The sequence below is a fragment of the Pseudomonas sp. FP2294 genome (assembly GCF_030687625.1).
Classification (GTDB): Bacteria; Pseudomonadota; Gammaproteobacteria; order Pseudomonadales; family Pseudomonadaceae; genus Aquipseudomonas; species Aquipseudomonas shahriarae.
Genome location: NZ_CP117441.1, coordinates 1,866,280 through 1,886,663 on the forward strand (window position 1 = coordinate 1,866,280; position 20,384 = coordinate 1,886,663).

A 20,384-nucleotide genomic window follows, 5' to 3' on the forward strand; every position below is an offset into this window, starting at 1 on the left:
TGATCACCTTCGGGGCACCTATTCATGTCTACCGTTACATCTGCTTCCACGCCTGACCCGCTCATTGACGACCGTGAGTTGATGGGCGTCCTTCCAGTGCCCAGCCGGGCCTGGCATCTGCAACAGCTGCAAGCCGAGAGTGCATTCTGCGAACGCCTGGTGCGGCACCAGCCGTCGCTGGCGCGCATCAGTGGCGAAGCGTTCCAGCAGGCGCTTGATCGCCAATTTCCCGCGCTGGAAATCGACCCTGATACGGTGTGGCTGCTGGAGGAACTGCCATCCGGTGTCACGCCGCGTTCAATGACCCAGGCGATGCAGGAGGCCCTGGTGTCAGGCGCGGCCCCGCTCGACTCCTCCATAAACGGTTTTTCTGCGATCAACCCTGCAGCGGGCCATCAGAGCCTGCTCGATATTGATCCTGAAACGTTCGTCGAGGTGCTCAATCAGCATCTTAAGGGGCTGTTCGAGCATTTCCGCCAGCACCTGGACCGGTTCTGGTACAACCCTGTTCGCCAAGGCAATGAGTTGACCTCGCGTGACACCTGGCTGCGTTATCGCCAGGGTGAACTGGCGGCAGAAGCGGCGTTACGCAGGGCCGATAACCTGGCGGATCCGACGGTTGGGCTCACGGCCGATGGCTGGGCCCTGGCGCGCAGCCTGCTTGCCGAGCAGTCCCAACCCGCGAGCGACCCGCCCAAGGTGGCAATGTTTCGCCTGGTGCTCAGAGGCGCGGGCCAGGATATCAATCTGTCGGCTGCGTTTGTGTTGGCGTGGCGGGGAGGGCTGACCAAAAGTCGGCCGGTGCTGCTTTATACCCCGCAGCGCGGCCTGGAGGAGTTTGCCAGCGACTCTGCGATATTGGCCGCTCTCAGCTTGCGGCAGGCAATCGCGGGGGAGCGCGATGAAATCCTCGTAAACGTTGCGCAGCCTGAGCGCGAGCAAGTGCTTGCCTTGCGCCGGGAGCGGCGCGCGTATTGGGGGCTGGTGGGGATGCTCCCGGATGCCCGGGGTTCTCTGTTGGGGCAGGTCCTGGACGAGCAACTGGCCCAGCAACGGGTCAATGCGCGCGCCGCTTTTTTGCCCCTCCGGTCGGGGATTGATACCCGGGTTGCGCAGGTGCTGGCGCTGCCCACAGGCTTGCCGGGGGACCTGCTCCGGCGCCCGCTTCGCCCTGATACGTTGCCGGTGGTGCCCTCTGCTGGCATTGCCGTGGGCGACCAGCAACAGAACCTGATACGGCAGATAAACAAGCTAAACCGTTTGACGGGGCAATTGCTTGCGGGCGCGCCCGGGTTTGATGGGTTTTTCCAACAGCAGTTGAAAACACTGTTCCCCAGCTTCAGCGGGAAGATCAGCCCCCTGCAGATCTTTTTCACCCGTTCTCGACCCGATGGGCAGCCATATGCGTCCCAGACGCTGGAATCGCTGCTCGATACGCTATGGGAGGGCGGTGGTACTGAAGACTATGCGGACGGCGCGTTTTACGTAGAACCCAATACCCTGGATGAAGGTTACAGGCTGCAGCAGGTCGGCACGCCGAGCAGCCTGGTGACGACACTGAAACAACAATTTGCCGGGCTGCTGGGCGAATTTTGGAGTACGGCTCAGCGCGACCAGGGCGCGCCCGTCGATTTGCTGACGCGGGTGCGCAAGCAAATACTGGCGACCGAATCGGCCTTGCGCACGATGGATGGCACTTTGACCTCGTCCCATCGGCAACTGATCGACAAGGTATTGAAATACCCCACTGCTGTCGCCCGCGAGCTGGCGTTTCCCCTTGCGCAACGCCCCCGAATCTACAGTCTGACCTTGACCGGCGGGGAGCGATTTGCCACGGCGTTTATGCTTAGCCCGGACAGTGTCAGCCCGCCCAGCGGGCCGCTGGTGTTGTGGACGGTTGCCCAGGGATTTGAGGCATTTTCGAGCCTGGGCAGCCTTAATGCCGAGGTGGGGCGGCGCCTTGACGAGGGTGCACCTGAAGGTCTCCAGTTGGCCGGTGGCCTGCCAGCCGATGTGCGTGGCCAGCAAACCGGCCGTTGGACGGGGCGGCTTGCACTCGTCCCGGAGGTAATAGAAGGCGATTTTGTCGCCCACGGGGTTGAAGCCTTGCTGAGCAAACAGCAGCGAGATCTGCGCCTGGTGCTTGAGGCTGATAATCGCCTGCGCCCTGGAACGGTGGACAGAGTCATTGACCTGGCGCCCCAGTTGGATACGGCGCCAGCTTTTGTAGTGCGTAACCAGTTGTTGGAAGAACAGGCGGCGCCGGGTTGGCAAAAGGCGTTGGCGGCAACGGATCGGGAGCGCTTGCAGGAGGCGGCGCTGGTCGCGCAGGAAAAAAACCAGGCTCTGGCAGCGTTGCTTGAGGGCCTTGAGTCGTTGCACGGATATGCCAGGCAGAAGCTCAGAGGCAGGCTGCGAGATTTTTTGGAGGCGCGTGGTTTGCCCGGTTCTGCAGTGGAGCAGATCGATCCGGACAAGATCATCGTCGTGCGCACCGAGGCTGTTCGGGTTACCTATGTGTCCCAGCCGGGCGTGACGCCGCCTGTTGAAAGCGTGTACGTCGAACGTATGGGCTTGACTGAGCTGACCCTCAAGAACCTCAAACCGTGGGAAGGGAGCATCGCCTGGACGTCGAGGGTCAGTATCGAGGCGTCCCTGACGTATGCCGACGGGCGACGCGTGTTCGACGTGCGTGGCGAGGCGCTTAAGCTGTCGCGCGAGACGATTGAGCGCTGGGTAAAAGAAATCGATGCCGGTCATCATTATTGCGAGGATGTTCTAAAGAAAACATTCGCGCCGCCTGCCACCTCGGCGGCGGCCGAGCGGCTGGCACAGGCATGGATGGCGGGCCAGGCTGCCACGTTGGAGTATGCAGCCCAGTCGGCACGGCTCAATCCAGCCATCTATAAAACGGTATTAACGGCTGACCCTGCGAAAAAACGTGCGCAGCAATGGGTGGAGGCGGTGCTGGCGGCATGGGCACCCGCTGCTCGGCCTCGGGTGGAGGGGCGGGCGGTCGTGGCAAATATCCTGATGTTAGGGGTGCCTGACGCCGAGCCTGAGCGCGGGGGGAGCCAGTGGGTGCAGGGGTTGGTCGTGATCTCGACCGCAGAAGATGCCGAGCGGGTGCTTTATGCACCCAATGCGCCCGACGGCCTGGACTTGCGGGAGTTGGCCGGAGATAGCGAGCTGATAGCATTGATCGGCAGGCCGCAGTGGCGGGCCTATCTCCTGGAGCGACTGTGCGTAAAGTCCCAGCAAGTGATTGAAAGCCTGGTCTCGTCGGGTTTGAAATATCAGCTTTTCGCTGAGGGCCTGGCGACTTTTTTCCTCAGTGGCGTGAAGCCACTGGAGCGTCTGCCGCCCTTGAATGTGCAGTTGGTGCCTTGTCGATCGTCCCTGCTGCAAGCCCTGTACTACTTGCAGGTTTTTCGCTTGGTAGAGCTTGCGCAGCGCGGTGCCAATACGAATGCGCAAGTCAGTCGTCAATCGACCTTCAATAAGTTGATGTTTGGGGTAGAGGTGGCAGGGATGCTGCTGGATATGCTGCCCTGGGGGCTTCATTGGGGCTCTTCGATCCCGCGGCTCTGGAGCCGGTTGGCGCACTCTGCGGTGGGTAATTTTCGGGCGCGCGGTCAGGCTATTCCGGGGCTGGTTCTGCGTGATGGGCCTGGTGGATGGCGTCTGAGTATGGATGCTGTAATTGAGGGGGGCGAGGTGCTCGGTGTCAGGCCCCTGGCGATCCGCAGTCCGTTTTTCAGCCCGCCGGCAGTGCCTGCGCGGTCCCTTCTACAGGCGTCGCGCCCGCCAACGCCAGCCTCGCTCATCCCCGAGGCGTGGAAGGCCAGTGCCGTGCCTCGCGACGAAGCGGTCGTGTTGCTCCGAGGTTTGGAACCTAATGCCAAGGGTATTTACCGCACCCAGGCGGGTGAGTATTTGATTCGCCCGGTGGATAGGCAGGGCAATGCAGTGGTATTGCGCATAAAAAGCGATTTCAAGCTCTACGGCGAAGGCGGTTTGACCGTACAGGTCATTGATGCCCAGCGGCGCACCGAGGTGGGTTTTCTGCGCTCCGGCAGGTCTGGGCACTGGCACTCGATCGGGGTCAGGGGCGCGGGGAAATCCGGCTCGAAACTCTCGATGGAATTGCCTGTGGAGGAGTATCTGACAACAGATCAATACAGATTCAACAGCCACGGTTTCCACGGTTTACCTGCTTCAACGGTCGATTACTATGACGCCTGGTTTGTTCGGGATCGTCGGCGATTCTTCGAGACGGTGCAGATACCTCCTCGGCCCGAGGCGCTTTCTCTGGGGGCGTCGGCCACGGTGGATGATCTGATTCGCGGGTGGCCGGAATCGGTGCAAGGTTTGGTGCTGGGGGAAAACCATGCGGAAAAAGCCAGTGTCACGTTTCTGACCGATAAGATGCAGGCGCTTTATGATCGCGGCTTTCGCACGCTGTACATCGAGGGTAGCCATGCCACCGGGTCGCCCATGCTATTGGTTTCGCCCGGTTCGGTGAGTGCGCGCAGCGTGGTGTCAAGGAGGGCCCAGGCCTGTGGCCTGAGGGTGCGTGGGCTGGATGATGACTATTTGACGCTGCGCAGGGATCGCTACACCGGCAGGCCTTCGATTGATATGTCGAGCCGGATTGAAGACATGAATTACTTCGCTGTTCGTCAGATTCAGGCTTATCACCCAGAAGACGGCGGCAGATGGATCGCGTGGGTTGGAGCAGCCCACATGAATACCACCGACGGCGTGCCGGGAATTGCCGAGCTTACCGGGGGGATTGGCGTGCGCATCAGCGACGCCAGGGCCGGGCAGCCCACGGTTCTCAGGGCGCCGGGCAGGCGCGGATGGTTTTCAGGGGCGGCTGCGCCGGATGTGGAAATTGAGTTGGATGTCACCCATTCTCCTGCGCGTCGGCCTGAAGGGCCTGACAATTTATAGGCCTATTGGCGTTTGCGCGGCGAAATACAGCCAATTGCGGGCTCAATTGCGAGGCCGTTGGGTCTCTGAGCGCCTCTCGGCTCCATTCAGCCTGTCACTGGTCAACTAACTACACTCCATGCGCATCAGGGGGATAGGTGCGTGGCGGCGATTGTGATAACATTCGGCGGTTTCCAGGGTCGCCCCGAGGGGCTACCTATAACGTGCAGATCCGTGTCATAACTCGTTGATTTGTCGTAAGTCGTTGTCAGGCACTTTGCCGGCAGCGGCGAGCTTCGTTCGTCTCATATGGACGCGACGAGGTTTCACCCGAAAAAGGAATCAGGCTTCTCATGGGCGAACTGGCCAAAGAAATCCTCCCGGTCAATATCGAAGACGAGCTGAAACAGTCCTACCTCGACTACGCAATGAGCGTAATTGTCGGGCGGGCACTGCCTGATGCGCGCGATGGCTTGAAGCCCGTGCACCGGCGTGTGCTGTTCGCGATGAGCGAGCTGGGTAACGACTGGAACAAGCCGTACAAGAAATCTGCCCGTGTTGTCGGTGACGTGATCGGTAAGTATCACCCTCACGGCGACACTGCGGTGTACGACACCATCGTACGGATGGCCCAGCCATTCTCCCTGCGCTACCTGCTGGTAGACGGCCAGGGCAACTTCGGTTCGGTGGACGGCGACAACGCCGCAGCCATGCGATACACCGAAGTACGCATGACCAAGCTGGCGCACGAGCTGCTAGCCGACCTGCATAAAGAAACCGTGGACTGGGTGCCGAACTACGACGGCACCGAAATGATCCCGGCGGTCATGCCGACCCGTATTCCCAACCTGTTGGTCAACGGCTCCAGCGGTATCGCCGTGGGCATGGCCACCAACATCCCGCCACACAACCTCGGTGAAGTCATCGACGGTTGCCTGGCGCTTATCGACAACCCTGAGCTGACCGTCGATGAGCTGATGCAGTACATCCCCGGCCCGGACTTCCCGACCGCCGCAATCATCAACGGTCGCGCCGGCATCATCGAAGCCTATCGTACCGGTCGTGGCCGCATCTATATGCGCGCCCGTTCGATGATCGAAGACATCGACAAGGTCGGTGGCCGCCAGCAGATCGTCATCACCGAGCTGCCTTACCAGTTGAACAAGGCGCGTCTGATCGAGAAGATCGCCGAGCTGGTTAAAGAGAAGAAACTCGAAGGCATCACTGAACTGCGCGACGAGTCTGACAAAGACGGTATGCGCGTGGTGATCGAGCTGCGTCGTGGCGAAGTGCCTGAGGTGATCCTCAACAACCTCTACGCCCAGACCCAGCTGCAAAGCGTGTTTGGTATCAACGTCGTGGCCCTGATCGACGGTCGCCCGCGCATCCTGAACCTCAAGGATCTGCTGGAAGCCTTCGTCCGTCACCGTCGCGAAGTGGTTACTCGCCGTACCGTGTTCGAACTGCGCAAGGCCCGTGAACGTGGGCACATCCTGGAAGGCCAGGCGGTTGCACTGTCGAACATCGACCCGGTCATCGCCCTGATCAAGGCTTCGCCGACGCCGTCGGAAGCCAAGGAAGCACTGATCAAGATGCCATGGGAATCCAGCGCGGTAGTAGCGATGGTTGAACGTGCCGGTGCCGATTCGTGCCGTCCGGAGACCCTGGACCCGCAATACGGCCTGCGCGATGGCAAGTACTTCCTGTCGCCGGAACAGGCCCAGGCTATCCTGGAACTGCGCCTGCACCGCCTGACCGGCCTCGAGCACGAAAAGCTGCTGGCCGAGTACCAGGAAATCCTCAACCAGATCGGCGAGCTGATCCGCATCCTCAACAGCGCCGTGCGCCTGATGGAAGTGATCCGCGAAGAGCTGGAAGTGATCCGCGCCGAATACGGCGACGTGCGCCGCACTGAAATCCTTGATGCGCGCCTCGACCTGACCCTGGGTGACATGATCCCGGAAGAAGAGCGCGTGGTGACCATTTCCCACGGTGGCTACGCCAAGACCCAGCCGTTGGCTGCATACCAGGCCCAGCGTCGTGGTGGTAAAGGCAAGTCGGCGACGGGCGTCAAGGATGAGGACTACATCGCTCACCTGCTGGTAGCCAACAGCCACACCACGCTGCTGCTGTTCTCCAGCAAGGGCAAGGTGTACTGGCTCAAGACCTACGAGATCCCGGAAGCGTCCCGCGCCGCCCGTGGTCGTCCGCTGGTCAACCTGTTGCCGCTGGACACTGATGAATACATCACCACCATGCTGCCGGTCGAGGAATACACCGAAGGTCACTTCATCTTCATGGCCACCGCCAAGGGTACTGTGAAGAAGACCCCGCTGGAATCCTTCAGCCGCCAGCGCAGCGTGGGCCTGATCGCCCTGGAGCTGGACGAAGGCGACGTACTGATTTCCGCAGCCATTACCGATGGCGAGCGTGAAGTCATGCTGTTCTCCGACGGCGGCAAGGTGACACGCTTCAAGGAATCCGACGTGCGTGCCATGGGCCGTACCGCCCGTGGTGTGCGCGGCATGCGTCTGCCGGAAGGGCAGAAGCTGATTTCCATGCTGATCCCGGAAGAAGGCAGCCAGATCCTCACCGCTTCGGCCCGTGGTTATGGCAAGCGTACCGCCATCGGCGAGTTCCCCGAGTACAAGCGTGGCGGCCAGGGTGTTATCGCCATGGTCAGCAACGATCGCAACGGCCGTCTGGTCGGCGCGGTCCAGGTGCTCGATGGCGAGGAAATCATGCTGATTTCCGACCAGGGCACCCTGGTACGTACCCGTGTTGATGAAGTATCGAGCCTGGGCCGTAACACCCAGGGCGTGACCTTGATCAAGCTGGCCAGCGACGAGACCCTGGTGGGTCTGGAGCGTGTCCAGGAGCCATCGGAAGTCGAAGGCGAGGAGCTGGAAGGCGAGGAATTCGATGGCGAGGTGATCGCAGCCGGCGATGACAGCGTCGACGAGCCAACCCTCGATGCTGCCGCAGACGAAGAAGAACCGCAGGAATAAGCGGGCAACCAAGGGGGCGGATGAAGATTCGCCCCCTTGTTATTTGTCCCCTTTGAAAATTTGCAATACTGCGCATTCCCTTGTGGGAGCGGGCTTGCTCGCGAAGGCGGTGTATCAGTCAGCGCATGTGTGGCCTGACACGCCGCCTTCGCGAGCACGCCCGCTCCCACATGGGGTTATGTGTCGAACACGAATTATGTGACCACCAGATCAGAGCGAGATTGGATGTGAGCAAGAGAGCCTATAACTTCTGTGCTGGTCCCGCGGCACTTCCTGAAGCAGTCCTGCAGCGTGCGCAGGGTGAACTCCTCGACTGGCATGGCAAAGGCCTCTCGGTCATGGAAATGAGCCATCGCAGCGATGAGTTCGTGTCCATTGCCACCAAGGCCGAGCAGGATCTGCGTGACCTGCTGGGCATTCCGTCGGACTACAAGGTGCTGTTCCTGCAGGGCGGCGCCAGCCAGCAATTTGCCCAATTGCCGCTGAACCTGTTGCCCGAAGACGGGACTGCCGACTATATCGACACCGGTATCTGGTCGCAGAAGGCCATTGAAGAAGCCTCGCGCTACGGCAATATCAACGTGGCCGGTACGGCCAAGCCTTACGATTATTTTGCTATTCCAGGCCAGAACGAGTGGAAGCTGTCCAAGGACGCGTCCTACGTTCACTACGTGCAGAACGAAACCATCGGCGGCCTGGAATTCGACTGGGTGCCTGAAGTGGGTGATGTCCCGTTGGTGTGCGACATGTCCTCGGACATTCTCTCGCGCCCGATGGATGTGTCGCGCTACGGCATGATCTACGCCGGCGCACAGAAGAACATCGGTCCAAGCGGCATCCTGGTCAACATCATCCGTGAAGACCTGCTCGGGCGTGCCCGCTCGGTGTGCCCGACCATGCTCAACTACAAGGTCGCGGCCGACAATGGCTCGATGTACAACACCCCGCCGGCCTTTGCCTGGTACCTCTCGGGCCTGGTGTTCGAGTGGCTCAAGGAGCAGGGCGGTGTGGCTGCCATGGGCAAGCTCAACGAAGAGAAGAAGCGCACCCTGTACGACTTCATCGACGCCAGCGGCCTGTACAGCAACCCGATCAGCCTGAGCGCCCGCTCGTGGATGAACGTGCCGTTCCGCCTGGCCGACGACCGCCTGGACAAGCCATTTTTGGCCGGTGCCGACGAGCGTGGCCTGTTGAACCTCAAGGGCCATCGTTCGGTAGGCGGCATGCGCGCCTCGATCTACAACGCCGTCGACATCAATGCCATCAAGGCGCTGGTGGCCTACATGGCAGAGTTCGAAAAGGAACACGGCTAATGTCTGAGCAAGAACTCAAGGCCCTGCGTGTGCGCATTGACGCCCTGGACACCAAAGTCCTGGAGCTGATCAGTGAGCGGGCGCGGTGTGCCCAGGAAGTGGCGCGGGTCAAGATGGCCTCCCTGGCTGAAGGCGAAGTGCCGGTATTTTACCGTCCGGAGCGCGAAGCCCAGGTGCTCAAGCGCGTGATGGAGCGTAACCAGGGGCCGCTGGGCAATGAAGAAATGGCGCGCTTGTTTCGCGAGATCATGTCTTCGTGCCTGGCCCTTGAGCAGCCCTTGAAAGTGGCTTACCTCGGCCCCGAGGGGACCTTCACCCAGGCGGCGGCCATGAAGCACTTCGGTCACGCAGTGATCAGCAAGCCGATGGCCGCCATCGACGAAGTGTTCCGTGAAGTGGCCGCTGGCGCAGTGAATTTTGGTGTGGTGCCGGTGGAAAACTCCACCGAGGGCGCAGTCAACCACACCCTCGACAGCTTCCTTGAACACGACATGGTGATCTGTGGCGAAGTCGAGCTGCGTATTCACCATCATTTGCTGGTGGGTGAAAACACCAAGACCGACAGCATCAGCCGCATTTACTCCCACGCCCAGTCCCTGGCCCAGTGCCGCAAGTGGCTGGATGCCCATTACCCGAATGTCGAGCGCGTGGCGGTGTCCAGCAACGCCGAAGCGGCCAAGCGGGTCAAGGGTGAGTGGAACTCGGCGGCGATTGCCGGGGATATGGCGGCTGGCCTGTACGGCCTGACGCGCCTGGCCGAGAAAATCGAGGATCGCCCGGATAACTCCACGCGCTTTTTGATGATCGGCAACCAGGAAGTGCCTCCAACCGGCGACGACAAGACCTCGATCATTGTCTCCATGAGCAACAAGCCTGGCGCGCTGCATGAACTGCTGGTGCCGTTCCACGACAACGGGATAGACCTGACACGCATCGAGACGCGTCCTTCGCGCAGCGGTAAATGGACCTATGTGTTCTTTATCGACTTCGTCGGCCACCACCGTGATCCGCTGGTCAAGAGTGTGCTGGAGAAAATCAGTCAGGAAGCCGTGGCACTCAAGGTGCTGGGCTCTTACCCGAAAGCGGTTTTGTGAGGCTTTGACATGAGTGGCAACTTCCTCGCCCTGGCGCAGCCGGGCGTGCAACAACTCTCGCCTTACGTTCCGGGCAAGCCTGTGGACGAGTTGGCGCGCGAGTTGAATCTGGATCCGGCGAAGATCGTCAAGCTGGCGAGTAATGAAAACCCGTTGGGCCCAAGCCCCAAGGTGCTGGCGGCGATCCGTGAAGAACTGGCGGAGCTGACGCGTTACCCCGACGGTAACGGCTTTGCGCTCAAGTCCCTGTTGGCCGAGCGCTGCCGGGTCGAGTTGAGCCAGGTCACCCTGGGCAACGGTTCCAACGACATCCTGGAGCTGGTGGCGCGTGCCTATCTGGCCCCTGGCCTGAACGCGGTATTCAGTGAGCACGCGTTTGCGGTGTATCCGATTGTCACCCAGGCGGTCGGTGCCGAGGCGCGGGTGATTGCGGCCAAGGACTGGGGGCATGACCTGCCGGCCATGCTGGCGGCCATCGATGCCCAGACCCGCGTGGTGTTTATCGCCAACCCGAACAACCCGACCGGTACCTGGTTCGGTGCCGACGCGCTGAACGAGTTCCTGCAGGATGTGCCTGAGCATGTGCTGGTGGTGTTGGACGAGGCTTACATCGAGTATGCCGAGGGCGGCGACCTGCCCGACGGCCTGGACTTTCTTGCGGCCTACCCGAACCTGCTGGTATCGCGCACCTTCTCCAAGGCCTACGGCCTGGCGTCGCTGCGGGTCGGCTACGGGTTATCCACAGCCGTCGTCGCGGATGTGCTGAATCGCGTGCGCCAGCCGTTCAACGTCAACAGCCTGGCATTGGCGGCGGCTTGTGCGGCGCTCAAGGATGCCGAGTACCTGGAAGAGGGGCGACGGATCAACGAAAGCGGCATGCAGCAGCTGCAGCAAGGCTTCCGCGAACTGGGTCTGAGCTGGATTGCGTCCAAGGGCAACTTTGTCTGCGTGGATCTCGCCCAAGAGGCCGCCCCGGTCTTCCAGGGTCTGCTGCGCGAAGGCGTGATCGTGCGTCCGGTGGCCAATTACGGCATGCCGAACCACTTGCGCATCACCATCGGTTTGCCGGCTGAAAACAGTCGCTTCCTTGAGGCGTTGGCCAAGGTCCTGGCCCGTGGTTGATGTGATTGCAATGCAACCTGCTGTGCCTGTGATCGGTCGCCTGGTGGTGGTCGGTCTGGGATTGATTGGCGGCTCCTTTGCCAAGGGCCTGCGCGAAAGCGGCCTGTGTGGCGAAGTGGTCGGTGTGGACCTGGACCCGCAATCGCGCCAGTTGGCGGTAGAGCTGGGGGTGGTGGACCGCTGTGAGGCGGACTTGGCCGTTGCCTGCCAGGGCGCTGATGTCATTCAGTTGGCGGTGCCGATCCTGGCCATGGAAAAACTGTTGGCGTTGTTGGCCGGCATGGATCTGGGGCAGGCGATCCTCACGGATGTCGGCAGCGCCAAGGGCAATGTAGTGCGCGCGGCGCGCCTGGCGTTTGGCGGCATGCCGGCGCGGTTCGTGCCGGGGCATCCGATTGCCGGTTCCGAGCAGAGTGGGGTGGAAGCGTCCAACTCCCAGCTGTTCCGGCGGCACAAGGTGATCCTCACGCCGCTGGCAGAAACCGACCCGGCGGCCCTGGCCGTGGTGGATCGGCTGTGGCGCGAACTGGGCGCGGATGTCGAGCATATGCAGGTCGAGCGCCATGATGAAGTGCTGGCGGCGACCAGCCATCTGCCGCATCTGCTGGCTTTTGGCCTGGTGGATTCTCTGGCCAAGCGCAACGAGAACCTGGAGATTTTCCGTTACGCCGCCGGCGGTTTTCGCGATTTCACGCGAATTGCCGGGAGCGATCCGGTGATGTGGCACGACATCTTTCTCGCCAACCGCGAGGCCGTGTTGCGCACCCTGGACACCTTTCGCAGTGACCTCGACGCCTTGCGCGACGCGGTCGATGCGGGAGATGGGCACCAGTTGCTGGGCGTCTTTACCCGGGCGCGAGTGGCGCGGGAGCACTTCAGCAAGATTCTCGCGCGCCGGGCGTATATGGATGCTGCCGCCAATGCGGATGATGTGGTGTTTGTCGCCAATCCGGGCGGGCAGTTGAGCGGCAATATCCGGGTGCCGGGGGATAAATCCATTTCCCATCGCTCGATCATGCTCGGGTCGCTGGCGGAGGGTATTACCGAGGTCGAAGGGTTTCTCGAGGGTGAAGATGCCCTGGCGACCCTGCAGGCGTTCCGCGACATGGGCGTGGTGATCGAGGGCCCGCACCATGGGCGGGTGACTATCCATGGCGTTGGCCTGCACGGCTTGAAGCCTGCGCCGGGTCCGATTTATCTCGGTAACTCGGGTACGTCCATGCGTCTGTTGTCCGGTTTATTGGCGGCGCAGCGTTTTGACAGCGTCCTGACCGGTGATGCCTCGCTGTCCAGGCGCCCGATGAATCGTGTGGCCAAGCCGTTGCGAGAAATGGGTGCGGTGATCGAGACCGGGCCCCAGGGGCAGCCGCCGCTGACTATTCGTGGCGGGCAGGTGCTCAAGGGTATGAATTACACGCTGCCGATGGCCAGTGCCCAGGTCAAATCCAGCCTGTTGCTGGCGGGGCTATACGCCGAAGGCCGGACGGCGGTGACCGAGCCTGCGCCCACCCGCGATCATACTGAGCGCATGTTGCGCGGTTTTGGTTGCCCGGTGGAGGTTAAGGGGGCGACGGCAGCGGTTGAGTCAGGTCATGGGTTGGTGGCAACCCGCATTGAGGTGCCGGGCGATATTTCCTCTTCGGCGTTTTTCCTTGTGGCGGCTTCGATTGCCGAGGGTTCCGAGTTGTTGTTGGAGCATGTGGGGATCAATCCGACCCGCACCGGGGTGATCGATATCCTGCGCCTGATGGGGGCAGACATTACCCTGGAAAACCCCCGTGAAGTGGGCGGCGAGCCGGTTGCAGACCTGCGTGTGCGCGCCGCACGGCTCAAGGGTATCGAGATTCCCCTGGCCCTGGTGCCCCTGGCTATCGACGAGTTTCCGGTGTTGTTTGTCGCCGCTGCCTGCGCCGAAGGGCGCACGGTATTGCGTGGCGCCGAAGAGTTGCGGGTCAAGGAGTCCGATCGCATCCAGGTGATGGCCGACGGTCTGCTGGCGCTGGGGGTGAAGTGTGTGCCGACCCCTGATGGGATTATCATTGATGGCGGCGGCATGACCGGTGGTGAGGTGCATGCCCACGGCGATCATCGGATTGCCATGGCATTCAGCGTGGCATCCCTGCGCGCCACTGCGCCGATTCGTATCCATGACTGTGCCAACGTAGCTACATCTTTTCCGAATTTTCTTACACTGTCTGCCCAAGTCGGCATGCGTGTTGCCCAAGAGGCTCAATTGTGAATATCAAAGCACCGGTGATTACCATCGACGGGCCAAGCGGCTCTGGCAAAGGCACTGTCGCGGGCCTGTTGGCCAAGCGCCTGGGTTGGTGCCTGCTGGATTCCGGGGCGTTGTATCGCCTGCTGGCTTTCGCGGCGCGCAATCACGGCGTCGACCTGACCAACGAAGCCTCGTTGGTGCTGCTGGCGGCGCACCTGGATGTGCAGTTCGTCGGTGCGACCGAAGGTCACTCCCTGCGCATTATCCTGGAAGGGGATGATGTGACGGATGATCTGCGCAACGAGCAGGTCGGCTCCTGGGCGTCCCAGGTTGCTGCGTTGCCTGCCGTGCGTGATGCATTGCTCCAGCGCCAGCGGGCTTTCCAGGAGCCGCCGGGCCTGGTGGCCGATGGTCGCGACATGGGCACCGTGGTGTTTCCCGAGGCGCCGCTGAAGATTTTCCTGACGGCCAGCGCCGAGGAACGGGCACGCCGCCGTTACTTGCAGTTGAAGGGCAAGGTGGATGGTGTTAGTCTGTCGAGTCTGCTAGATGAGATTCGTGCGCGCGATGAGCGTGACACCCAGCGTGCGGTAGCCCCGCTCAAACCGGCGGCTGACGCCATACAGCTGGACTCCACGGAATTGTCCATCGAGCAGGTGCTGGAACGCATCTTGAGTGAAATCGCCCTGCGCGATATCGCCGGATGACTTAGAGGAAGTGCAGGGGACCAGTCCTAGACCTGCGCTTCTTCTCTTATATGAACGTAACCCACACCGTCTGGGGTGTGGCAGATGGGCGTATTCTTCGCCCTTATCAACAGGAATTAAAATGAGCGAAAGCTTTGCGGAACTCTTTGAAGAAAGCCTAAAAACCCTGAATCTTCAGGCTGGCTCCATCATCACCGGTGTTATCGTTGATATCGATTACCAAGCTCGCTGGGTAACCGTTCACGCTGGTCTGAAGTCTGAAGCACTCATCCCGCTTGAGCAGTTCTACAACGACGCTGGCGACCTGACTATCAATGTCGGTGACGAAGTTCACGTTGCTCTGGACTCGGTTGAAGACGGCTTCGGTGAAACCAAGCTCTCCCGTGAAAAAGCCAAGCGCGCTGAATGCTGGATTGTTCTGGAAGCAGCCTTCGCAGCTGAAGAAGTGGTCAAGGGCGTTATCAACGGTAAGGTTAAAGGCGGCTTCACAGTCGACGTTAACGGCATCCGTGCGTTCCTGCCAGGTTCTTTGGTTGACGTTCGTCCAGTGCGCGACACCACGCACCTGGAAGGCAAAGAGCTCGAATTCAAGGTCATCAAGCTCGACCAGAAGCGCAACAACGTTGTCGTTTCCCGTCGCAGCGTCCTGGAAGCAGAGAACTCCGCCGAGCGTGAAGCTCTGCTGGAATCCCTGCAGGAAGGCCAACAAGTCAAAGGTATCGTCAAGAACCTCACCGATTACGGCGCATTCGTCGATCTGGGTGGCGTCGATGGCCTGCTGCACATTACCGACATGGCTTGGAAGCGCATCAAGCATCCTTCCGAAATCGTCAACGTTGGCGACGAGATCGATGTCAAGGTTCTGAAATACGATCGCGAGCGCAACCGTGTTTCCCTGGGCCTGAAGCAACTGGGTGAAGATCCATGGGTTGCTATCAAAGCCCGTTACCCAGAAAGCACTCGCGTAACCGCGCGTGTTACCAACCTGACCGACTACGGCTGCTTCGCAGAGCTGGAAGAAGGCGTGGAAGGCCTGGTACACGTTTCCGAAATGGACTGGACCAACAAGAACATCCACCCTTCGAAAGTCGTACAAGTCGGCGACGAAGTGGAAGTTATGGTTCTGGACATCGACGAAGAGCGTCGTCGTATCTCCCTGGGCATCAAGCAGTGCAAATCTAACCCATGGGAAGATTTCTCTGGCCAGTTCAACAAGGGCGATAAAATCTCCGGCACCATCAAGTCGATCACCGATTTCGGTATCTTCATTGGTCTGGACGGCGGTATCGACGGCCTGGTTCACCTGTCCGACATCTCCTGGAACGAAGTTGGCGAAGAAGCTGTTCGTCGTTTCAAGAAGGGCGACGAGCTGGACACCGTTATCCTGTCGGTTGACCCAGAGCGCGAGCGCATCTCCCTGGGTATCAAGCAACTGGAAAGCGATCCGTTCTCCGAGTACGTTCAAGAGAACGACAAGGGTGCAATCGTTAAAGGCATCGTGAAGGAAGTTGACGCTAAAGGCGCCATCATCACTTTGGGTGACGATATCGAAGCGACTCTGAAAGCCTCCGAAATCAGCCGTGATCGCGTTGAAGACGCGCGTAACGTTCTGAAAGAAGGCCAGGAAGTAGAAGCCAAGATCATCAGCGTTGACCGCAAGAGCCGCGTAATCCAACTCTCCATCAAGTCGAAAGACGAGATCGAAGAGAAAGAAGCAATCCAGAGCCTGCGCGACAAGCCAGCTACCTCTGACATTGCTTCGGGTCCGACCACTCTGGGCGACCTGTTGCGTGCACAGATGGAAAAACAGAACTAAGTTCTGTCAGACCATAGAAAAAGGGCGACTTCGGTCGCCCTTTTTTGTGTCTGGAATTTGGGTTTTGCCCTTGGGTGCGATTGGTCTATGCAATGGGGGCGGGCTGAGGCTGCGTACGGGCTTAGGGTTGCTGATTCCGGCACTGACAGCGGTTTGTCGGTAAGACGTCTGCTGTGGCTTCCTGGGGGCTATCTGCTGTTATCGCGGATTCTGTGAGGGCTGCCATAGTTTACGCAAGATAAGTCAAGCCACAGGCTGTTCAAATTCATCTGGTCATGCTAAAACCTTCGGAGCGCTTTTCCTAGCTGCTTGAAAAAGAAGGGAAAAATATGACGAAGTCGGAGTTGATCGAACGAATTGTCACCCATCAAGGGCTGCTCTCATCCAAGGATGTGGAGTTGGCCATCAAGACCATGCTTGAACAAATGTCCCAGTGCCTGGCCACGGGTGACCGAATAGAGATCCGCGGCTTTGGTAGCTTTTCGCTGCACTACCGCGCACCACGCGTGGGCCGCAACCCAAAAACCGGCCAGTCGGTCAGCCTTGACGGCAAATTCGTGCCCCATTTCAAGCCGGGCAAGGAATTGCGTGATCGAGTGAACGAAGACGAAGAAGACGGCGTCTGAGCTTTTTTGGGGATAGGAGAAGTTTATGCGCGGTGTTAAGCGCGTCGCCCTGGTACTGATAGTGCTGATCGTCGCCTTGGCGATCCTGGCATTCGTACTGGAAAACCAGCAAGACGTCGCCCTGGCGTTCTTGGGGTGGTCTACGCCGGAGCTGCCGGTGTCGGTGTTTGTGACGTTGGCGTTGATTGTTGGGATGTTGGTGGGGCCGGTCCTCGGCTTGCTGATTCGACCCAGAAAACGTCAGACCCCAGCGTTGTAGGGTTGATCTCGTGGTGGAGACCGTCTGTCGCCTGTAGCGCGCTGGTGCTACGGGCTGCGATGCGTTGAGCGCTGCTGTGCCGTCGGGAAGTAATGGCTTTAGGGCTCCCTATAATCATTTATCGTGCAATTGAGTCGCGAAATAGGAATTGCCTGCAGGCATGTCTAGTTTTGCAATCTACGACGAGATTGCGGTCATTTTGTGTGGCATCTGCCTGGCAGCGAAGCTGGGCTATTTGGTCGCCCCTCATAAATATAAAAAACCACAAGGTCGTCTGCATAACGAGCCCGCAGTTTCTCTTTGAGGGTAGGGTTTTGTTGTGCGTAGGAGCTTCCGCGCGCCCCCGATTTTTTGGTCCGGAGAGATTGACCTTGTTGCACGTTCTCAGGCTATCTGGAAGCGGAAAGAGTGAGTCATGGTCTTGCTGCGCCTCCTCAATACGAAGTCAGTAGTATGTTGCGCCCGGCTGCAATTAACGGACTGAATGTTTTGAATCGCTCCGAGATTTATACGCTTCCTTCTGGTGACGCTCTCGTCAGAGTGGGGGCTTCATTGAAATCCTCCGATACTCACTTGGGGTTTTCCGCTCAAACCAGAAGCTGTTCGAGGCCTTTGAGCAGCCTGGCCGGACCTTGAGGCAGAGTTTCGAGGAGTTTAATCGTGACCCTATTGAGCTCATTTTGCCCGATCCCAAGAAGGTCGACTTCCTCAGTGCTTATATCAAGCTTGTGATGATTTATTCGAGAGGCGTTGATGGCGTCGCCATTCTGAATGGTTTCACCTATTACGCGATTGCCACGGAGCGTTCCGATCGTCGTGAAAACGCGGACCTGTTCCAGACGGGGGTGTAGCCGGCTCGTGCGAAGGAGCCCGGCTCGCCAACCCAGGTGGGTAGCGATGCAGGTTTGAACAAGCCGTCGATCCGCAATGTCTTCCCCAGGCAATGCAGGATTTTATTTTATAAGGAAACTAGCCTGCAACTTGTTGTCTATAGCCCAGCGGGATAAGCAGTTTTCGCCCTCACATCTCGGCTGATGTCCAGGGTCAGCCGTTGCTGCTGGCATCTGATTCATAAAAAAACGGCAGCCACCGGCAGTGGATGGATCATAATTACGCGATTCGATCAGCCTGGCTCATTCGGTCATTCTTGGCGCAGAGGGTTGTCTGCGGCGTGCAGGAAGCAGTTGCAGGTGAGAGTTCTCCCCCGAAGAGATTAAATTTTTATATTGGTGACTTCGAATTGCCGGCCACAGACATTGAAATTGCAGCTCAATACCGAGAAGCTACGCTCTATTTTTCACCTGCTCAAACATGTGTGGCTTGGTGTAATGCAGATATTTAAGGAAGTCTTACAAATATGACGGACATCAAGCGTAAAGGCATCATCCTCGCTGGCGGCTCCGGGACGCGTTTGCACCCGCTGACACTGGGTGTATCCAAGCAAATGTTGCCTATTTTCGACAAGCCGATGATTTTCTATCCGCTGTCCGTGTTGATGCTGGCTGGCATGCGCGAAATTTTGATCATCTCTACCCCGGAAGATCTGCCTTGCTTTAAAAAGCTCCTGGGAGACGGTAGCCAGTACGGCATCCAGCTCAGCTATGCCGAGCAACCCAGCCCTGACGGATTGGCCCAGGCCTTCCTGATTGGCGAGGAGTTTATTGGTGAGGATCCTTGCTGCCTGATCCTTGGCGACAATATTTTCTACGGCCAGCACTTTTCCGATAACTTGCGATCTGCCATGTCCCAGGCGTCTGGTGCGACAGTCTTTGGCTATCATGTATCAGATCCTGAGCGTTTTGGTGTTGTTGAGTTTGACGCCAACGGCCGGGCGCTGAGTATCGAAGAAAAACCTGCCAAGCCGAAGTCCAACTATGCAGTAACAGGCTTGTACTTCTACGACAACCGAGTCGTGGAAATTGCTAAAAGCATCAAGCCATCTCCCCGTGGCGAGCTTGAGATCACTGACGTCAACCGCGCCTATCTGGATGACAAGTCGTTAACCGTCGAGATGCTGGGCCGTGGTTTTGCCTGGCTGGACACGGGTACTCATGAGTCGCTCCTGGAGGCGAGTCATTTCGTCCATACCATTGAGCACCGCCAGGGGTTGAAAGTCGCCTGCCTTGAAGAAATTGCTTTCCATAAAGGCTGGATCACCCCAGAGCAACTGGGGGCTCAGGCGGAAAAGCTGAAAAAGACAGGCTATGGCCAGTACTTACAGAAACTTCTGGAAGAGGCTTCAAAGGCATGAAACTGATTCAGACTGCTATTCCTGACGTTGTAATCATTGAACCGAAGGTTTTTGGCGATGATCGCGGCTGGTTTATGGAAAGCTTTAACGAAGAGCGGTTTCATACAGCACTTAAAGAGTTAGGGCTGTCCGTTCCTCGAGCGTTTGTTCAGGATAATCACTCCTGCTCGGCGAAGGGTGTGCTGAGGGGGTTGCACTTCCAGCGTGCTCCCCATGCCCAAGGCAAGCTCGTACGTGTGGTGCGGGGGGCTGCATTTGATGTGGCGGTGGATATTCGGCCCGAGTCCGGCACGTATTTGAAATGGGTCGGTGTGCACCTGAATACGACCAACAACCATATGCTGTGGATCCCAGAAGGGTTCGCACATGGCTTTATCGCGCTAGAAGACGACACTCATTTTCTGTACAAAACCACTGATTACTACGCGAAGGAGTCGGAAGGCGCGCTTCATTGGAGTGACCCGGCACTGAGCATTAATTGGCCAGATGTGGGGGATTGCCTCGTCAGTGAAAAAGACGATAGTGCGCCTGGGTTGGATGCGTTTTTGGAGGCGCAGCAATGAGTTTGATCGAGATTTTGAACATCCAGGCGAAAGGGGATGAGCGAGGCCAGTTGATCGCTCTAGAGAATAACAAGAATATTCCTTTCGAAATCAAGCGAGTTTATTACCTTACCCAAACCCGGGAAGACGTAGCTCGTGGTTTTCATGCTCACAAAGAACTGATGCAAGTTGCGGTTTGCATATCGGGTCGATGCCTCATGAAATTGGATGATGGAATCAATCAAGAAGAGGTTTGGCTGGATTCTCCTGTCAAGGCGATTCTCATCAGGAAGATGATTTGGCGTGAAATGCATCATTTCAGCCCGGATTGTGTCCTGCTTGTGTTGGCGAGTGAGCTCTACGATGAACAAGATTACATTCGTAGTTATTCCGACTTTAAGTTGCTGGCCAAGTCATACTGATACTCTCTCGATTACAATAGAGCGCATCACGATTACGAGCTAATGCGTTGAGTCGATTTTTAGTTTGTTGT

Annotated in this window: 14 protein-coding genes; all 14 read left to right on the forward strand. The window is 58.7% G+C overall.

The features are described from left to right. The first annotated feature begins 24 nt into the window (after window positions 1–24). The 14 genes from PSH73_RS08435 (at window position 25) to PSH73_RS08500 (ending at window position 20,313) form a co-directional block, all read left to right on the forward strand. Window positions 25–4,956 (forward strand): membrane-targeted effector domain-containing toxin, encoded by a 4,932-nt coding sequence (locus tag PSH73_RS08435; protein ID WP_305462222.1) that lies wholly within the window; start codon window positions 25–27, stop codon window positions 4,954–4,956. A gap of 332 nt (window positions 4,957–5,288) precedes the next feature. After that, the gene (gyrA, locus tag PSH73_RS08440; protein WP_057439222.1) at window positions 5,289–7,943 is read left to right on the forward strand and encodes a DNA gyrase subunit A; all 2,655 of its coding nucleotides are present in this window, start codon (window positions 5,289–5,291) and stop codon (window positions 7,941–7,943) included. 227 nt (window positions 7,944–8,170) lie between these two features. After that, window positions 8,171–9,256, forward strand: a complete 1,086-nt coding sequence (serC, locus tag PSH73_RS08445) for a 3-phosphoserine/phosphohydroxythreonine transaminase (RefSeq protein WP_305462224.1) — start codon at window positions 8,171–8,173, stop codon at window positions 9,254–9,256. Next, on the forward strand, window positions 9,256–10,350 hold the full coding sequence (gene pheA / locus PSH73_RS08450; protein ID WP_025113086.1) for a prephenate dehydratase: 1,095 nt from the start codon (window positions 9,256–9,258) through the stop codon (window positions 10,348–10,350). Before serC ends, pheA begins: the two co-directional genes overlap by 1 nt. 9 nt (window positions 10,351–10,359) lie before the next feature. Then, complete coding sequence (gene hisC / locus PSH73_RS08455) at window positions 10,360–11,472, forward strand: histidinol-phosphate transaminase (RefSeq protein ID WP_120732337.1); 1,113 nt, start codon at window positions 10,360–10,362, stop codon at window positions 11,470–11,472. 28 nt (window positions 11,473–11,500) lie between these two features. Further along, complete coding sequence (locus PSH73_RS08460; RefSeq protein ID WP_264083209.1) at window positions 11,501–13,711, forward strand: bifunctional prephenate dehydrogenase/3-phosphoshikimate 1-carboxyvinyltransferase; 2,211 nt, start codon at window positions 11,501–11,503, stop codon at window positions 13,709–13,711. Beyond that, the gene (cmk, locus tag PSH73_RS08465; protein WP_029298696.1) at window positions 13,708–14,397 is read left to right on the forward strand and encodes a (d)CMP kinase; all 690 of its coding nucleotides are present in this window, start codon (window positions 13,708–13,710) and stop codon (window positions 14,395–14,397) included. Before PSH73_RS08460 ends, cmk begins: the two co-directional genes overlap by 4 nt. Before the next feature lie 121 nt (window positions 14,398–14,518). After that, window positions 14,519–16,213, forward strand: coding sequence for a 30S ribosomal protein S1 (rpsA, locus tag PSH73_RS08470; protein ID WP_029298694.1), 1,695 nt, complete (start codon window positions 14,519–14,521; stop codon window positions 16,211–16,213). Window positions 16,214–16,542: 329 nt separating this feature from the next. Beyond that, the gene (gene ihfB, locus PSH73_RS08475) at window positions 16,543–16,839 is read left to right on the forward strand and encodes an integration host factor subunit beta (RefSeq protein ID WP_032888918.1); all 297 of its coding nucleotides are present in this window, start codon (window positions 16,543–16,545) and stop codon (window positions 16,837–16,839) included. A gap of 25 nt (window positions 16,840–16,864) precedes the next feature. After that, window positions 16,865–17,098 (forward strand): lipopolysaccharide assembly protein LapA domain-containing protein, encoded by a 234-nt coding sequence (locus tag PSH73_RS08480; protein WP_120732339.1) that lies wholly within the window; start codon window positions 16,865–16,867, stop codon window positions 17,096–17,098. Between the two features lie 680 nt (window positions 17,099–17,778). After that, window positions 17,779–17,949 carry a hypothetical protein gene (locus PSH73_RS26995; protein ID WP_198792383.1) on the forward strand — a complete coding sequence of 57 codons (171 nt, stop codon included), beginning with the start codon at window positions 17,779–17,781 and terminating at the stop codon, window positions 17,947–17,949. Window positions 17,950–18,455: 506 nt separating this feature from the next. Next, on the forward strand, window positions 18,456–19,349 hold the full coding sequence (rfbA, locus tag PSH73_RS08490) for a glucose-1-phosphate thymidylyltransferase RfbA (RefSeq protein WP_120732343.1): 894 nt from the start codon (window positions 18,456–18,458) through the stop codon (window positions 19,347–19,349). Beyond that, window positions 19,346–19,912, forward strand: a complete 567-nt coding sequence (gene rfbC / locus PSH73_RS08495; protein ID WP_120732345.1) for a dTDP-4-dehydrorhamnose 3,5-epimerase — start codon at window positions 19,346–19,348, stop codon at window positions 19,910–19,912. Before rfbA ends, rfbC begins: the two co-directional genes overlap by 4 nt. Further along, window positions 19,909–20,313 (forward strand): FdtA/QdtA family cupin domain-containing protein, encoded by a 405-nt coding sequence (locus PSH73_RS08500; protein WP_120732347.1) that lies wholly within the window; start codon window positions 19,909–19,911, stop codon window positions 20,311–20,313. The genes rfbC and PSH73_RS08500 overlap by 4 nt, the downstream gene beginning before the upstream one ends. The last annotated feature ends 71 nt before the right edge of the window (window positions 20,314–20,384 follow it).

Excerpts from the sequence above, each read along its gene's own strand:
- PSH73_RS08435 (WP_305462222.1), top strand. The coding sequence starts at position 25 with ATGTCTACCGTTACATCTGCTTCCACGCCTGACCCGCTCATTGACGAC.
- PSH73_RS08500 (WP_120732347.1), top strand. The coding sequence starts at position 19,909 with ATGAGTTTGATCGAGATTTTGAACATCCAGGCGAAAGGGGATGAGCGA.
- hisC (WP_120732337.1), top strand. The coding sequence starts at position 10,360 with ATGAGTGGCAACTTCCTCGCCCTGGCGCAGCCGGGCGTGCAACAACTC.
- rfbA (WP_120732343.1), top strand. The coding sequence starts at position 18,456 with ATGACGGACATCAAGCGTAAAGGCATCATCCTCGCTGGCGGCTCCGGG.
- rpsA (WP_029298694.1), top strand. The coding sequence starts at position 14,519 with ATGAGCGAAAGCTTTGCGGAACTCTTTGAAGAAAGCCTAAAAACCCTG.
- gyrA (WP_057439222.1), top strand. The coding sequence starts at position 5,289 with ATGGGCGAACTGGCCAAAGAAATCCTCCCGGTCAATATCGAAGACGAG.
- pheA (WP_025113086.1), top strand. The coding sequence starts at position 9,256 with ATGTCTGAGCAAGAACTCAAGGCCCTGCGTGTGCGCATTGACGCCCTG.
- ihfB (WP_032888918.1), top strand. The coding sequence starts at position 16,543 with ATGACGAAGTCGGAGTTGATCGAACGAATTGTCACCCATCAAGGGCTG.
- rfbC (WP_120732345.1), top strand. The coding sequence starts at position 19,346 with ATGAAACTGATTCAGACTGCTATTCCTGACGTTGTAATCATTGAACCG.
- PSH73_RS08480 (WP_120732339.1), top strand. The coding sequence starts at position 16,865 with ATGCGCGGTGTTAAGCGCGTCGCCCTGGTACTGATAGTGCTGATCGTC.